Raw genomic sequence first — 16,141 nt, forward strand, 5'->3', positions numbered from 1 at the left:
GGCGCCATCAAATAGCACCTGATCTGCATCAAAACAGCCGGCTCAGATCGTTATACAGAGCCAGCATCATAATGCCGACTACAAAGGTTACACCAATTTTCAGACCGAGCATCTGTACTCGCTCCGAAACCGGCTTACCCCGAACCAGCTCAATCAGATAAAACAACAGGTGTCCACCATCAAGCACCGGAATAGGCAACAGGTTCAGGACACCCAGGCTGACACTCAACATCGACAGGAAATAGAGAAAGTTTTCCAGTCCGGATTGCAGCGATGCGCCAGCCACTTTAGCAATGGTTATCGGACCACTCAAGTTTTTAACCGAAACCAGCCCCACAACCATCTTCCACAATGACTCGACCGTCATGCTGGTCAGCGTCCATGTACTGTCCAAAGCCCTGGGTAGAGCAGCAACAGGATTGTACTGAAGTTTGCGCACCATCTCATCCGGCCAGCCTACCTGCTGAACACCTGCCCCAATATAACCAGACGGCTTACCATCGAGCTCTCTGACGCCGGGCGTCAGCGCCAGTTCAAGAGTTTGCCCGCCACGTTCCAGCTCAACCTGAAGTTCCCTATCTGGACTGGCCCTGATCATATGAACCCAGCTCAACCAATCCTGAACCGGTTGCCCATTCGTGGCAACAATACGGTCCCCCGCTTCCAGTCCGGCAGCCTGAGCAGCCCCATCCGGTGTCAGCTCACCCAGCACGGCTGGAACAGGCGGCGTGTAGGGCTCTATACCTAACTCCCTGAGGGGATCAGCAATGCCTTCACCACTGTCATCGACCAGCCAGTTGGAGATGGCAACGCTTTTTTCCCGAACAGCGGCAGATGACAGCTGTCCCGGGGTGCCTGCCCGTATACCGACAGACAGGTCGCGAGTATCACCAATAGACGACAGCAACTCCATATTAATCTGTTGCCAGCCAGGGGTTTCCTCACCATCAATACTGACAATTTCATCCCCCGGAACAAGACCTGCAACCGCCGCCGGGCTGTCTGGCAACACTTTGCCGACTTGAGGAACAATGGTACGAATGCCAGCCATATACATCAGCCAGAGAGCAAAAACAGCCAGAATAAAATTGGCAATCGGCCCGGCCGCGACAATAGCGATACGTGACAGTACCGGCTTGGCATTAAAAGACTCATGTCGCTCATGCTCTGCAACCGGCCCTTCCCGCTCATCCAGCATTTTGACGTAGCCACCCAGGGGGATCAGGGCAATCACATATTCGGTACCCAGCTTATCAGTCCAGGTCCAGAGAGATTTACCAAAACCCACCGAAAAGCGCAGCACCCTGACACCGCACTTACGAGCCACCCAGAAGTGGCCGAACTCATGAATGCTGACCAGTATACCCAGCGTAATGACAAAAGCAGCCAACGTTTGTAAAGACCCAAAAATCATAGATCGCTCATTGCCTCCCGGCTGCTTCCTGCAAATTCATAGTAATCATCATTATGCCAGCCTTCTGAAGGCTGGCTGTTATTCTCAAAGTTGCAAATAATCAGGCGTTTTCATGCCAGCGAACAATTTGTTTGCGAGCCAACTGACGAGCCTGCCGGTCAGCCTCAAGAACCTGTTCAATATCACCCGCATTATGCACCTGCAATGCCTGCAACGTCGCATCAATCACTTCCGGAATGCGGTCAAATCGCAGGTTCATACCCAGAAACGCATCCACCGCTTCTTCATTAGCAGCGTTTAGCATAGCGGCTGCGGTGCCACCGACTGACGCTGCTTCCTGCGCCAGTTTCAGACAGCGAAAACGCTGCATACAGGGATCATGGAAATCCAGTCGCCCAACGTCTGCCAGCGACAGAGGCCTGACCCCGGAAGCAATACGATCCGGCCAGGCCAGGGCGTGAGCAATCGGTGTTCGCATATCCGGATTACCCATCTGCGCCAGCACTGAGCCATCTTTGTAATCCACCAGAGAGTGAATAATGCTCTGCGGGTGAATCACCACATCCACTTGCTCCGGCGTCGCACCAAACAGCCAGCAGGCCTCAATATACTCCAGCCCTTTGTTCATCATGGTGGCGGAATCCACAGAAATCTTGCGCCCCATACTCCAGTTCGGGTGAGCACAGGCCTGCTCCGGCGTAATACCGGCAAAAGTATCCAGCGGAGTCTCTCTGAATGGCCCTCCGGAAGCGGTCAACAGAATGCGCTCAACACCCACCTGCTCCAGACCATCCTGATAATTGCGGGGCATGCACTGGAAGATAGCATTATGTTCACTATCAATGGGCAGCAGGACCGATCCTGACGCTTTGACAGAGTCCATAAACAGCGCACCGGTCATAACCAGCGCTTCTTTGTTTGCCAACAAAACTTTTTTTCCGGCTTTGACAGCGGCCAGAGTGGGTAACAACCCGGCAGCCCCGACAATAGCCGCCATAACCACGTCAACCGAACTGTCCGCCGCCACCTGAGCAACAGACAATGACCCGGACAGCACCTCGGTGGTTAGCTGCTCCTGCTTAACCAGCCTGCGCAACTCATCAGCTGCCTTCGGATCAGCCATAACGGCATATTCTGGCACAAACTGACGAATCTGCTCGAGCATGGCGCGGTAGTTTCTACCCGCCGCCAGGGAACGGACCTGGTAACGATCAGCATTGCGGGCAATCACGTCCAGCGTACTTTTGCCAATCGACCCCGTTGATCCCAGCACACAGACCTGCCGAACATCTTCACCGGACATCAAACCTGATTGACTGGAATAACTATGTTCTGTAACCATTTCTTAACCTCCACTGCACAGCAGCGCAAGCGCAAAAACAGGCACTGCGGCAGTCAGACTGTCAATACGATCCAGTATGCCACCATGCCCCGGCAACAGATTACTACTGTCTTTTATACCCCGCTCCCGCTTAAGCAGGCTTTCAAACAGGTCGCCCAGAACAGAAACGATACCGACGACAACGGTGAGCAACAGCAGCCCCATACCTCTGGCAAAAGTAAACTCGAAATACAGCCCTACGCAGGCAGCCACCAGAACCGCCAGAAGCAGTCCACCCACCAGTCCCTCCAGTGTTTTTTTAGGGCTGACATTAACCGCCAGCTTGTGCTTACCCAGCGCACGACCGGCAAAATAAGCGCCAACATCAGCAGCCCAGACCAGAAAAAAGACAAACAGTATTGCCATGCCGCCATGATCGTACTGTTTAAGCTGAACCAGTGCATACCATGCTGGCACCAGGGTCAGCAGTCCCATAAACAGACGCAGGGTTTTACTTTGACAGCATTGCCCCGTCTTCGGATAACCTTTTACCAGCAGCAGGGCAACGACCCACCAGGCAGCGGCAATCCCCAGGATAAGAAAATACGGCAAAGGAGACACCAGCCAGCAGATCAAACCCGTCAGCAGAGAAAACAATACCCGCTGAACAGGCTGTTCAAACCCAGCCAGATTAGCCCATTCCCAGGCAGCCAGCATGATAATCAGTGCCGTCAGAACAGAAAAAACTGCCGGAGAAAGAAAGATAACACCGGCAAGGGCCAAAGGGGCCAGCACCAGTGCAGTCAGAATTCTTTGTTTTAACACGTAGCCTCAGCCTCCACCTGCTCACTGGTCTTGCCGAAACGACGCTGTCGGCCTACATAATCCAGGAGCGCACGATGAAACTCTGCCCGATTAAAATCCGGCCACAGAGTATCGGTAAAATAAAACTCGCTGTAGGCACACTGCCATAGCATAAAGTTACTGATTCGCTGCTCTCCACTGGTGCGAATCATCAAATCCGGGGCTGGCAAATCGGCGGTACTCAGGTGTGATTCAATCATCTCCTGAGTCACCTCGTCAGCCTGCAGCTCACCCCGCTCAACTCTTAGCGCCACTTTCTGAGTGGCCTGGGTGATATCCCACATACCGCCATAATTGGCAGCAATGACCAGCGTTACTTTATGCTCATTCGCTGTCAGGGCTTCGGCCTCACGAATGTGGCGCTGTATATCCGCACTGAAGCCTGACACATCGCCGATAACTTTAAGACGGATATTATTTCGTTTCAGGCGGCGGGTTTCCCGTCTCAGGGCACGGAGAAACAGCTCCATAAGGCCATTGACTTCATTACGGGGGCGATTCCAGTTTTCGCTACTGAACGCGAACAGCGTGAGTACTCTCACTCCATACTCACCACAGGCTTCAACAATATTACGTACTGCTGACACTCCGGCGCGATGTCCCGCCAAACCAGGCAGTAGTCGTCTTTTTGCCCAGCGGTTGTTGCCATCCAGAATAATGGCAATATGTTGTGGCAGCTTATCTTTGGGAATTCCCTCTATACTGCCGGTTTCCATTTGCGGTCTCATTGCCATGAAGTCTTTGCTGATCTGAAAAGTTGAAGAGAAACAACAGGCTTAAGAAAACCTTGCAGGAGCCAGCCCAAAAAAGCAAGCTCCCACAAAGGCAACGAACGGGTTCAGACTTCCATCAGGTCGCTTTCTTTGGCGGCCAGAGCCTTGTCAACGTCGGCTACAAAGCTGTCAGTGATCTTTTGCACATCATCAGCTGCACGACGCTCCTCGTCTTCACTGATCTCTTTTTCCTTCTCCAGCTCTTTGAAGTCGGACAGAGCATCACGACGGATGTTGCGAATGGCGATTTTGGCATTTTCAGCCTCAGCACGAGCCTGACGCACATACCCTTTACGGGTCTCTTCAGTCAGTGGCGGCAGAGGAATACGAATCACCTCACCCGCTGTTGAAGGGTTCAGACCCAGATCAGACTTGATGATGGCTTTTTCAATGTCTGGCACCATGGACTTCTCCCAGACACGAACCGCCAGGGTACGGGCATCTTCAGCCGAGATATTCGCCATCTGACCCAGCGGCGTCTCGGAACCGTAATAGGATACCTTGATGCCATCGAGCAGACTTGGATGCGCACGACCGGTACGGATTTTGTTAAACGCAACCGTCAGGGAATCCAGAGATTTCCCCATACGCTCTTTAGCGTCGTCTTTAATTTCATTAATCATTGTTGACCCCCTGAAACAAGTGTTCCTTCATTACTACCTACTACAACACTCAGCAATGCGCCGGGCTTGTTCATATTAAATACGCGCAACGGCATATTCTGGTCACGCACCAGGCAGATGGCTGTCAGATCCATAACGCCGAGTTTGCGATCCAGCACCTCATCGTAAGACAAGTGCTCAAACTTGACCGCGTCAGCATGCTTTACAGGGTCTTTGTCGTATACGCCGTCGACCTTGGTGGCTTTCAAAACAGCGTCAGCATTGACTTCGATACCGCGCAGGCAGGCAGCAGAATCAGTGGTAAAGAATGGATTGCCGGTACCGGCTGAGAAAATAACGACATCACCTTCATTAAGGTGACGCATTGCACGACGATGATCGTAGTGCTCAACGACACCACTCATCGGAATAGAAGACATAACCCGGGTATTAATATTAGAACGCTCAAGGGCATCACGCATAGCCAGAGCATTCATGACGGTAGCCAGCATACCCATGTGGTCGCCAGTGACGCGATCCAGCCCCGCAGCACTGAGTTCTGCACCCCGGAACAGGTTGCCGCCACCAATAACGATACCAACCTGTACACCGATACCAACCAGCTGGCCAATTTCCAGGGCCATACGATCCAATACACCAGGATCTATGCCGAAATCATTGGAACCCTGCAGCGCTTCACCGCTGAGTTTGAGAAGAATGCGCTTATATTTCGGTTGTCGATCATTTACCGGCATGTTCAGCTTCCGTATCAAAGATAGGCGGATAATAACATCCGGCCTCCCTGCTGTCAGATATACTGCTGTCAGAAATACCGGATGCCGGATCAGAAACCCACTGTTCGCAGGCTTCCGGCTGGAAGCTTTCAGCCATGTCGCCTGAAGCCGTCAGGCATCAGACCATCATCAGGCCGGGTCACAAAAAAAAACGACACACCACTGTGATGACCTCCTGCCTCCAGCCTGGCAAGGCCGGAAACCGCTGCAACGTAAATGCAACCAATCCGGCCTGCTGCAAAGGAATTAAGCGCCCGCAGCCGCTGCAGCCACTTCAGCAGCGAAATCCACTTCTTCCTTCTCGATACCCTCACCCACTTCAAAGCGAACGAAGCTGGAGATGGTTGCGCCAGCTTTCTTAGCCAGAGCGCCTACCTTCATGTCAGGATCTTTAACGAAAGGCTGCTCAACCAGGCTGCTCTCGGACAGGAACTTGTTGATACGACCAACAATCATCTTCTCGATGATTTCAGCTGGCTTGCCAGACTGTTCAGCCTGAGCCTTGAAGATTTCCTTCTCTTTCTCTACCAGCTCAGCTGGCATGTCTTCCTTGTTAACCACCTGAGGGCTAACCGCAGCAACGTGCATCGCTACGTCGCGCGCCAGCTCAGCGTCACCACCTTCCTGACTAACCAGAACAGCGATACGGCTGTTACCGTGAACGTAAGAGCCAACAACACCGCCCTCTACGATAACGGCACGACGAACGCTGATGTTTTCACCGATTTTCTGAACCAGGGCCAGACGAGCCGCTTCCAGTTCACCTTCCATCAGTGCGGCAACGTCAGTTTCCTTACGTTCAAACGCAACGTCAGTGACCTTCTGAACGAATGCAACAAAGCCTTCATCACGGGCAACGAAGTCAGTTTCGCTGTTCACTTCAACGACGATACCGTAGGAAGCGTCGTCAGCCACCCTGGTCATTACGATGCCTTCAGCAGCGGTACGACCCGCTTTTTTGGCCGCTTTAGCCTGACCAGACTTACGCATCTCTTCGATGGCTTTTTCGATGTCGCCACCAGCCTCTTTCAGAGCGCGCTTGCACTCCATCATGCCCAGACCAGTGCGCTCACGCAGTTCCTTAACCAGTGCTGCAGAAATTGCTGCCATGGTGGATTCCTCTCGCAAATGTTCAAAGTCATTCCTGAGAAGCTGATGAAGTATCGTGTGTGTAATACCTCTTACCAGGCATCTCAGGATAGATAATGGTTACTTGTAATCTGAAAAAGGGGGCATCAGGGCCCCCTTTTTCCAACACCTGGAAGATTAAGCTTCCGCGGCGTCGTCAGCCTTGGTTTCAGCTTCGACTTTCGCTTCAGCTTCAACTTCAACTTCTACAAATTCGCTTTCAGCGCCAGTGCTGGCAGCAGCGCGAGCATCCATGATGACGTCAGCAGCAGCTTTAACGTACAACTGGATAGCGCGGATAGCGTCATCGTTACCCGGGATAACGAAGTCTACGCCTTCTGGGCTGGAGTTGGTATCAACGATACCGATAACAGGAATACCCAGCTTGTTGGCTTCCTGAATAGCGATGCGCTCGTGCTCAACGTCGATAACGAACAGCGCGTCTGGCAGACCACCCATTTCCTTGATACCACCCAGGGAGCGATCCAGCTTCTCCAGGTCGCGACGACGCATCAGAGCTTCTTTCTTGGTCAGCTTCTCGAAAGTGCCGTCCTGAGACTGAACTTCCAGATCACGCAGACGACGTACAGACTGACGGATAGTCTTGTAGTTAGTCAGCATGCCACCCAGCCAGCGGTGAGCGACGAATGGCTGACCAGCGCGGGCAGCTTCTTCGCGGATGATTTTACCCGCAGCACGCTTGGTGCCTACAAACATAACCTTGTTCTTACCTGCAGCCAGCTTACGGATAAACTCCATAGCTTCGGTGAACGCAGGCATGGTGTGCTCAAGGTTGATGATATGAATCTTGTTGCGGGCACCGAAGATGAATTTGTTCATCTTTGGGTTCCAGAAACGAGTCTGGTGACCGAAGTGCACGCCCGCCTTGAGCATGTCACGCATGGTAACGTTATGGGCTTGCGCCATTTTATTTCTCCTGAAACAGGGTTATGCCTCCACGCACCCCATGAGTTCGACCCCTGGCAGGTTTGATCTTTCAAAGAACCATCAAACCTTTGGGCACCCTGAGTCATGTGACGGTGCATGTGAGTTCTGTAAATAGTTTAAAAAGCTTCGTTTCCGGAAGGCAGATAACAGGCCAAAGTGGCTTGCGAGCAGACCCCATTTAACGAAGACGGCGATTTATACCACAAAAAAAAACGAACGAAAACCTTTCACCTGCCTTTCACGTTAAAAGGACGCCATCTCGTTAAGCAGGGCATCCTGGACCCCTTTCGGCCCGTGCACCCGAATGATACGAAGGAGACTGCGAACAAAGTAACCTGCCTGCTCTCTCCCTTCAGGGGATAGCTCATCAACATTTCCCAAACCTTTGATGAAACATTCGAACATGGTATGCAGCTGGCTTACATCCAGAGTTTCTGCCGTTACCCGCCACATCTGCTTCATATGATTAATCAGAAAGTCATTGCAAAATGCATAAAGCTTCTGCATCTCACCTTCAGGCCAGTTTTTGATGCGCTCCCCAATCCGGAACAACAATATATCGCCCGGCAGCCTGTTTTCGTAATCCCTCTGACTTAGCAGCTCTTTCAGGATAAAGGCTTTATCCAGAGCCACTATATTCTGGAGGGAATCGTCAGGGTAGTCAGTATCATAATCCTGCTTCTGACTGATATCATTCAGCGCCTTCAGCATTGACTCTATGAGATCGGGTTTAGCCAGATTGGCCACATGATGAAACAGATTTCTCTGGTCTGGTGATGGACTGCTGGTCAGAAGGTTATGAGCTAATTCAATAAAATAAGATTCAAATTCACCTAACGCTTCAAGGAGCGCCTGACAGGAGTTATATCGCCCGATGGCTGCGGCCAGTATAAGTGCACTGGAGCTGACTGTCTGACCCTTTTCCCTGATCAGTAATTCATGGGGGGAAATCACGCGTTTTTTGAAAAGGTGATTCAGCAAGGGATAGGCACCCTTAACGTTAATAATATTAAAAATGAGCGAATGCCATGACATCCTAGGATCATCTTCATCCCATCGGAAGGGATACTCAATGGGCATTCTGTCAATATAGTACTCATGTCCATTTTCTTTCAGGCTCTCATACTGCTGCCTCAACTTTTCGTGACTCTTACCCGTACGCTCTTGTTCACTGAAATCCTTATACTGCTGGACAATCTTTTCCCGGACATCGCCAGCAGTACTAGTCTGCTGAAGTTGCTGACGTCGAAAGCTCTCACATAGATAGCGTTGTGCCATTCGCCGGGATGACAAACCTTGTCCATGCTCAAATGCTTTGTGGAACAGTGCCACCTGGGCATCCCGGGTATTTTGTCGTTGAGTGTCGAGCTCCTTCTTGAAGCTTGCTTCTATTTCTCTGACTTTTTGGTCAATTCTTTTTAAGTTGTCACTTTGGGTCTGTAAAAGAAGCTTTATCTGATCGCTGACAGTCGCAGCCCTATCTTCAAGATCATCCAGATTTAGAAATCTCTCAAGCTCGATCAGTTGCAAAATTTCAGCTAGCAGTTCAGGGTTTATACGTTCACTCTTACACCGATAGGCCAGATCAACCCACTCTTTATCAGTCTTAAGACTGTTTTTTTCATATTTTTTCACGTCGGCAAAATGACTGAGCCACCGGGAAGCATCCTGCTGTTCAAGGGTTACACTGTGAAAATACACGCCGGTACTGAAATGATTTTCCTTATTCCCATAGACTTGATAAGCAAGGATGGCATCGACATAAGGGTAATCTAGATTTCCAATTCTAATGATGGCGTGTTTTCTGTCACCCAGCAGTTTATTTAGTCTTTCGCTATACCTTAAAAAATCATTCCTCTTAGTATCATAACTGCGAGTTAGATAGTCGTTTAACTGTTGCGCTTTTTTCTGTTTGCTGCAAAGTTCCTCTTTTTTAGATTGTTGTTTAAGCATAATTTCATCTTTTGCTTCTTTTATAAGGGTTAGGTTTTCATCCCATTTATCAGTAACCGCTTTTCTTTTTTTTATTTTTGTGGATCTAAGACCGATCATATGAAACAGACTGTCACTGCTTTCCTGGTCCATCTCTGGCATGACGGTGGTGGCAAGCCCCAATAGCTGCTGCTTTTCTCTGATGCTGGCAGGTGCTGCTGTAATGCCGAGTTTCTGGCACTCATGGGTCAACTGCATATCGCCAAGAACAGCACTCAAAGAAGATGCGCCCCCTGCGTCAGGCATCCCTGTAACCAAGTGATTTTCACATTCACGTTGCCTTTTACTGAGAAATGACATGGTCTTTTGGTGCTTCCGCATGAACTCAGATATTTTTCTATCTTTTTCGTCACTGAAATTTCTGATAAGCGGGTCTCGTCTTAGGCCGTTCATTTGTATTTCAAGATAAGTCAACTCCAGGTGGCGTCGCCTGTCGTGTTCACTGTACCGCTCAGATAGCTCACTGATCTGCTCCGACACTGCTTCAGGTGTTCTTTTAAACTGGTGAAAATCTTTATGCTCAAATGCTTTTAGCAGATTTTTTCTATCTGAACGGCTACGTCTCAGAGCCTGAACACTGGCCAGGGCTGTTCGTTCATCGCAAGTCAGTTCATCACTGCCCTGAACAGTCAATCGGTCAATAGTGCTTTGCAATTCTTCAGGAGTTGGCAAGGGGCCAGCTTTTTCTAAATTCATCAGGTCATTTCTTGCGGACTCGCACTTTTGGTTAATAGTTGCTATCGGGTTGCGAATACAGTAATTGGCATGCTTCAGTTGCAACTTTCTGAGCTGTCCTCCCAGTCCTATAATATCTCTGGTTACAGCCACTCTGTCATGCCCGTCACGCAAATATGTTTGTTCAGAAGTCGGCTGCTCCAGATAGGTTGCTAGTTTTTCGATCTTGTTATTGATGTCTGCTATATCGTCTTCTGTCAGGTGATTTTCCAGATCAATCCCATTTATAAAAATGCCAATATCGTTCAAAGTGTCCCGGAGTTGGTGGCTAAGGCAAACACCCACTGACTTTTCAAAGTCAGATGCCTGGTTGGCAGAACCCCAACTAATAGAGTTTTGCGCTATTGGAGATGAAGATGAGGAAGCTGCTTTTGTTAAAAATTTATCCGTCAGCACAGCGGCGTCGTAAATTAATGCCTTTAACTCTTCTATCATCTTATTTTCAGACACTACTTCGGTGTTGGAATCCATGATGTCTACCTCCCTGGTTAATTCATCTATCTCGGTAATTCCCTGAAATATCCCTGTGAATTCAGCAATTTGCTGCTCCAGCATTGCTTTGTAATCTTCAGTAGCTATACCTTCCGGACAAATGCTTTCTAATAACTGATTCATAACGTTATTAATGTCATAACAGGATGTGAGCATAGTAATCAGTGCTTTTTTGATCTGCTCACCTTGCATTCCATCGGGTTGAACCAGTTTCTGGTTAAACAGCTTTGCCAGCATCAGCTTTAATTTGCTGGTCTCGCTATTAGAAAAACGACCATATCCATCATTGTCGTATACCAACTCTTTAGCTCTTGAATTGATGGTATATAAAAACTTTATCAGGCTGTTTAGTTCAGCCCCATGAGGTGTCTTGAAAAATAGCAGGCAGGCAGTATACTGGAGCAGCTGCCTCTTACTGTGTTTATCCGGGATTTTTTCTATTGTGCTGGCAACTATGCCAAGGATTTTCTTAAGTATTTCGTCATGGCAATCTGACTCAATGGCAATCAACAGGGATTGAGCTTTCCCGGCTGTCTTCCTTAGTGTGCGTGATAATGCCAATAGCGACTTAATAATCTCCATTGTTTCTGAGCTTGCCGGGACAGAGCTGGCGACTTCCCCAACAGCTCTGGTGAAATCCGCCACTACCTCAGGGTGCTGTATAAAAATACCGTTTTTTGCTGAAAAAAGGTAACTGATGGGGATTTCGAAAGCTTTTATGCTTAAGTCCAGTTTCTTTGCCTGGGGAACATGCAATACATCATGGACTAACCGGTTGCCGTCTCTTTCGGCTCGAATTTCTCTTTTGGGAATGGCGTCACGCTGCTGAAGAGCAATGTAGTTTCTCAGGTGCTTACCCTCCGGTAAGATCAACTGCTGTCGATCACAGGTCACTTCTGCACCAGCTACTTCAGACAGCGCCAGATAATCATCGTCCGAAATCTGTTTATTATTTTGAACAAAGCCGTCGTCATCATAGTCCATATACTCTTGCTCTTCCTGCAAGTCAGACAGGGCGTTTCGGATGGTGGCATTATGGTGAGCAATCAACGCGCTGGCTTTGGTCAGAACGGTGGGATCAACGGAAATACGTCCGTCCTTGTCAATCAGGCTGGTACACTGTGCCATTCTGACCAGCAGTGTTTTTAGCAGGCAGTTCAGGCTTTTCTCTATTAATTCTTTTTTCTTGCTGTCAGCATCAGGATCAAGACCGTAAACCAGAATCAGCAGGGGTTTATACATCGACAGAAAGACATCTTCTCCCATGCTGCTGGTCACCAGCAGACCTTTAAGAAGTTCTTGGTTTCGGAATTTCATGGCGGTGTAAACAATAGCCAGGCGATCTTTCAATGTAACCGAGGGAGTCAGATCGCAAAGTAATTTTGAGAATAGCTCAACAGCACTAGCCAGCTCTTCTGAACGAGCAGACTCCACAGCAGATTTTATAGCTCCAGCGATACCCGATGCGCCTTCAGCATCAGCAAGAGGGTCTTTTGACACCGGGAGCCTTTCTAAGGTTTCATCTTCAAGGGATATACTTGTGTACAGGATCTTCTGAAAATAACTCCGCAGCCAGCCCAGTTTTTCTGAGGTTAATTTTTGCTTTCCTAAATGATGCTGGGAAAGCCAGAAAAATAATGGCTTCATTACTGTAAATGCCGGGTGCACCACCAACCTTTGCCGGGCGATCATCGCTTTCAGTTGCTCACATTGCTGTTCATTGTAAGGTAACAGCCCATGGTGTTGATCGTCACGGTTAGTGAATGTCTGGATTTGATTTTTAACCTCTGGGTTCTGAATGGAAATTATTTGATAATATATACTGTTCCAATACTGCAGGGATCGTTTCTTTCTTTGTACCAGGTCATTAATTATATTTTTTATTTTTTCTGTTTGGTTCTTACTTCCTTTTTTTGAAATCATCCTGCTTTTAATTTCGCGAAATGTTTCATCGCCCAGTTGATCTTTAGTGATTTCAATATCTGCTATGTGTATTCTATCGGCGTAGGAATAACCAATCAGACGACTGTTAGTTTCTATTAATGCTCCGACTGACCGCTGCAAAGAGAATAAACTGAAAGCGTGCTGCATCTTTGTAAGGAGTGCCTTAATCAGGTATTGTTGCAATTTCCAGGGGTCATCTAAAGCATCTTTCTCTTCATCCGAACTTAATTTTCTTAAATATGGCGTAAACTCAAGGGCTGGAATCAAAGCGGTCAGTAGTTGTGTCTGAGACATACCCAGACTTCCTTTCAAATAGGCGATAAGCTTGTCAACAACTATTTCTTTTTCCTTCATTTGTTTAAGGTCACGCCTGGTCATGGTGTGCATAAAAATGCGACCATCATCCAAACTAGTCAGCGGCAGATTACCTGTCACATAGCCCGGCAGAGTAGTTATCTGACGGTTACTGTTTTCGATGCTGCCACTATCAACTGATGGTCCTTCTTCACCACGGGGCATTTTTCGTCTACTGTCTTCATTGTCATTGCCACCTTCTTCATCCATCCGGCGGTCTGTTGACGTCCTTTTGACTGTACCTGTACCTGTACCTTTCCCTCCTGTTGGAATTGGTGTAGAGGAGCGCTGACTGCTTTCGCCTCCACAGGCTACCTGACGACCACTGTACTGACCCGGAAGGCTGGCTATGCTCTCCCGGTATTGCTGCACCAAAGCTTTAAGACTGAAAACCAGAGTATCAATACTCGTTTTTGCATCTTCATCGTCGTATTTTCCAGCCCACAACCATAACTGCCGTCCCAGTCTCTTTTTCAACTCGTGATAAACCATACCAGGGGGAGTATCAAGCCACAGCAAGTACAGCAGTTTCTCTTGCGACGGTAACCCGTTGGTAAAAATAGCAATATCCTGATTATCAATGCTGCCGGTATATTGAGCTAAAGCCTCCCTCAGTGAGTCATCGTCATAACCCTGTAGTTCGCTGGAATAAGTAGCAAGCGATGCTTTCAAAAGTGATAACACGCCCGGGGAAACCGGTTCGCTTTCCGTTGCTCCGGTATTTTGTTTATTCTGGCTGGCAAGGTGTTCAAGATCAGCTTCAATCAGCATAATTCTGTTGTCGAGAACCCTGGCCATATCGCCATTACCTGCGACTATGGCCAGTTGCATTTTTCTTCGAAGGATTTTTAAAAGTAGTCGCTTTATTTTCTGATTCTTACTGATCAGCTCACTCACCGAATCCTGCTCAGGATACACCACGTCATTGTGTATAACGATCAGTGGCTCAGGATCATAATCAAAAGTGTTATAGCTACCGTCATCGCCGTCATCGCCATCACCACCACTTCCGGAAGCTAACCCCCCGCCTGTGACGATGCCTGAAACCTCATTTAACGCCTCGGCATCCAATAAGGAGAGATAGCTTTGTATCTGGATACTGACAATTTTTTCATACAGCGAAACCAGGTTGAGCTGCCGGCCTGCTTCTTCCCGGATAATAACAACCCGCATGGATGCATTACTGAGCGAAAAAGCGATGGCAGGTTGAGAATTCTTTTTTGCGAGACCCTGCCGGCTAATGAGGGCTTGCTGCAGCTTCCAGCCGAGCGAAACGGAAAAAGCGCTATCAGGAATCAACGCATTTTTAAAAGGCAACCCTGCAATTGACGGCGGTGGAAAGGGCGCTTCAGGCAGAGCAAGAGCATCATTGCTATGCCAAAGGCTGACTGGAAAAGTAATGGCTGCGCTATGGGTTTTCAAAAGGCTTTTTGCACAACCCTCCAGAAAATACTGCAGAGCTGATTTAGGAAAACCACTTTGGCTACCACCATCGGGTTTAAAACAAAACTGGCTACCGTCTGTTAAAAACGGGCTCTCAGGAAAAGTGGAAGGTTTACTACTGATGGACTTACAGATAATTTCGTCGGTAGCTGCTACAGGCGGTGAGGCAACAAATAAAGAGGACGGAAGAGAAAAACCCAGAATTTGCAACGCAACACATCGAAATAAACCTACTTTCTGCACGGTCACTCCACAAATGTGTTGATTTTTTTAAGGATTGCGCTTGTTTTTGTCGGGACTAGATTCAAGTCCATGCTGGCTGGTTTGTCCAATTTTTTCAGCGTCGCGTAACGGATGCTGTGAAATCCAGACCAATGGGCGAAAAGCCTTCTTAATACATGAATATCCGGGACAATTTCTGATAGAATCGCCCTATAACTTGTTATTATTGCTAACCAATCATCCGACCCAACGGCTGACAACCAGTCTATTGCTATGAACGTAATTATCAAAACCCCTGAAGATATCCAAGGCATGCGTGTTGCCGGACGCCTGGCAGCGGAAGTGCTGGAAATGATCACCCCGCACGTAAAAGCGGGTATCACAACCGAAGAACTGGACCGCCTGTGTCACGACCACATCGTCAATGAGCAGAAAGCCATTCCCGCTCCCCTGAACTATGGTGCAGCCCCGGGCCGTCCGGGCTTTCCAAAGTCTATTTGTACATCCATCAACCATGTGGTGTGTCACGGCATTCCCGGTGAGAAAAAACTGAAGAAAGGCGACATTCTGAACATAGACGTCACGGTCATCAAAGACGGCTACCATGGCGACACCAGCAAGATGTTCATTGTTGGCGAAACCCAGCCTTTTAATGAACGTCTGATTCAGGTTACCCAGGAGTGTCTTTATAAGGCTATTGGACAGGTGCGTCCGGGCATACGCCTGAGTGACATAGGCCGTATTATTCAGGAGCACGCCCATGCCAACCACTTTACTGTGGTAGAAGAATATTGCGGTCACGGTATTGGCCGAGGTTTCCATGAAGACCCGCAAGTACTTCATTACAACGGCTACAACGAAAAGAATGACTGCATTCTGCGCGAAGGCATGACTTTCACCATCGAACCAATGATTAACGCTGGTAAGAAAAATACCAAACTGCTGGGTGATGGCTGGACAGCAGTGACCAAAGACCGCCGCCCCTCTGCCCAGTGGGAACATACCCTGCTGGTCACTGCCGACGGCGTTGAAGTACTGACAAAACGGTCAGAAGAAAGTTTCTAAACACCAGTAAGGAGCCTGATCACTAGCAGGCTCTATTACAACCCCGACCA

The 16,141-nt window shown here is 48.7% G+C and carries 11 protein-coding genes; 1 reads left to right on the forward strand and 10 read right to left on the reverse strand.

The features are described from left to right. Nucleotides 1-28: 28 nt before the first annotated feature. The 10 genes from rseP to NX720_RS25745 all read right to left on the reverse strand — a co-directional run bounded on the left by rseP (nucleotide 29) and on the right by NX720_RS25745 (nucleotide 15,047). The gene (gene rseP / locus NX720_RS25700; protein ID WP_262598460.1) at nucleotides 29-1,414 is read right to left on the reverse strand and encodes a sigma E protease regulator RseP; all 1,386 of its coding nucleotides are present in this window, start codon (nucleotides 1,412-1,414) and stop codon (nucleotides 29-31) included. A gap of 100 nt (nucleotides 1,415-1,514) precedes the next feature. After that, nucleotides 1,515-2,717 carry a 1-deoxy-D-xylulose-5-phosphate reductoisomerase gene (gene ispC, locus NX720_RS25705; RefSeq protein ID WP_262601670.1) on the reverse strand — a complete coding sequence of 401 codons (1,203 nt, stop codon included), beginning with the start codon at nucleotides 2,715-2,717 and terminating at the stop codon, nucleotides 1,515-1,517. A gap of 42 nt (nucleotides 2,718-2,759) precedes the next feature. Then, the gene (locus NX720_RS25710) at nucleotides 2,760-3,560 is read right to left on the reverse strand and encodes a phosphatidate cytidylyltransferase (RefSeq protein ID WP_262598461.1); all 801 of its coding nucleotides are present in this window, start codon (nucleotides 3,558-3,560) and stop codon (nucleotides 2,760-2,762) included. Next, nucleotides 3,554-4,333, reverse strand: a complete 780-nt coding sequence (locus NX720_RS25715; protein ID WP_262598462.1) for an isoprenyl transferase — start codon at nucleotides 4,331-4,333, stop codon at nucleotides 3,554-3,556. Before NX720_RS25715 ends, NX720_RS25710 begins: the two co-directional genes overlap by 7 nt. A 104-nt stretch (nucleotides 4,334-4,437) precedes the next feature. Continuing rightward, nucleotides 4,438-4,995, reverse strand: coding sequence for a ribosome recycling factor (frr, locus tag NX720_RS25720; protein WP_262598463.1), 558 nt, complete (start codon nucleotides 4,993-4,995; stop codon nucleotides 4,438-4,440). Then, nucleotides 4,992-5,729 (reverse strand): UMP kinase, encoded by a 738-nt coding sequence (gene pyrH / locus NX720_RS25725; RefSeq protein WP_262598464.1) that lies wholly within the window; start codon nucleotides 5,727-5,729, stop codon nucleotides 4,992-4,994. Before pyrH ends, frr begins: the two co-directional genes overlap by 4 nt. After that, nucleotides 5,716-5,865 (reverse strand): hypothetical protein, encoded by a 150-nt coding sequence (locus tag NX720_RS25730; protein ID WP_262598465.1) that lies wholly within the window; start codon nucleotides 5,863-5,865, stop codon nucleotides 5,716-5,718. Before NX720_RS25730 ends, pyrH begins: the two co-directional genes overlap by 14 nt. 149 nt (nucleotides 5,866-6,014) lie before the next feature. Continuing rightward, nucleotides 6,015-6,878: a translation elongation factor Ts gene (gene tsf / locus NX720_RS25735; RefSeq protein ID WP_262598466.1), complete on the reverse strand. Its 864-nt coding sequence runs from the start codon at nucleotides 6,876-6,878 to the stop codon at nucleotides 6,015-6,017. A 156-nt stretch (nucleotides 6,879-7,034) separates the two neighbouring features. Continuing rightward, nucleotides 7,035-7,823, reverse strand: a complete 789-nt coding sequence (rpsB, locus tag NX720_RS25740) for a 30S ribosomal protein S2 (RefSeq protein WP_262598467.1) — start codon at nucleotides 7,821-7,823, stop codon at nucleotides 7,035-7,037. A gap of 264 nt (nucleotides 7,824-8,087) precedes the next feature. Then, the gene (locus NX720_RS25745) at nucleotides 8,088-15,047 is read right to left on the reverse strand and encodes a hypothetical protein (protein WP_262598468.1); all 6,960 of its coding nucleotides are present in this window, start codon (nucleotides 15,045-15,047) and stop codon (nucleotides 8,088-8,090) included. Nucleotides 15,048-15,251: 204 nt separating this feature from the next. On the opposite strand from NX720_RS25745, the gene map reads away from it, so the two are divergent. Continuing rightward, nucleotides 15,252-16,091, forward strand: coding sequence for a type I methionyl aminopeptidase (gene map / locus NX720_RS25750; RefSeq protein WP_318654128.1), 840 nt, complete (start codon nucleotides 15,252-15,254; stop codon nucleotides 16,089-16,091). Nucleotides 16,092-16,141 lie beyond the last annotated feature (50 nt).

This window comes from Endozoicomonas euniceicola, assembly GCF_025562755.1.
GTDB lineage: Bacteria > Pseudomonadota > Gammaproteobacteria > Pseudomonadales > Endozoicomonadaceae > Endozoicomonas_A > Endozoicomonas_A euniceicola.

Bases quoted from the DNA above. Each gene is read 5' to 3' on its own strand.
- rseP (WP_262598460.1), bottom strand. From the start codon at position 1,414: ATGATTTTTGGGTCTTTACAAACGTTGGCTGCTTTTGTCATTACGCTG.
- ispC (WP_262601670.1), bottom strand. From the start codon at position 2,717: ATGTCCGGTGAAGATGTTCGGCAGGTCTGTGTGCTGGGATCAACGGGG.
- NX720_RS25715 (WP_262598462.1), bottom strand. From the start codon at position 4,333: ATGGCAATGAGACCGCAAATGGAAACCGGCAGTATAGAGGGAATTCCC.
- frr (WP_262598463.1), bottom strand. From the start codon at position 4,995: ATGATTAATGAAATTAAAGACGACGCTAAAGAGCGTATGGGGAAATCT.
- pyrH (WP_262598464.1), bottom strand. From the start codon at position 5,729: ATGCCGGTAAATGATCGACAACCGAAATATAAGCGCATTCTTCTCAAA.
- NX720_RS25730 (WP_262598465.1), bottom strand. From the start codon at position 5,865: ATGGCTGAAAGCTTCCAGCCGGAAGCCTGCGAACAGTGGGTTTCTGAT.
- tsf (WP_262598466.1), bottom strand. From the start codon at position 6,878: ATGGCAGCAATTTCTGCAGCACTGGTTAAGGAACTGCGTGAGCGCACT.
- rpsB (WP_262598467.1), bottom strand. From the start codon at position 7,823: ATGGCGCAAGCCCATAACGTTACCATGCGTGACATGCTCAAGGCGGGC.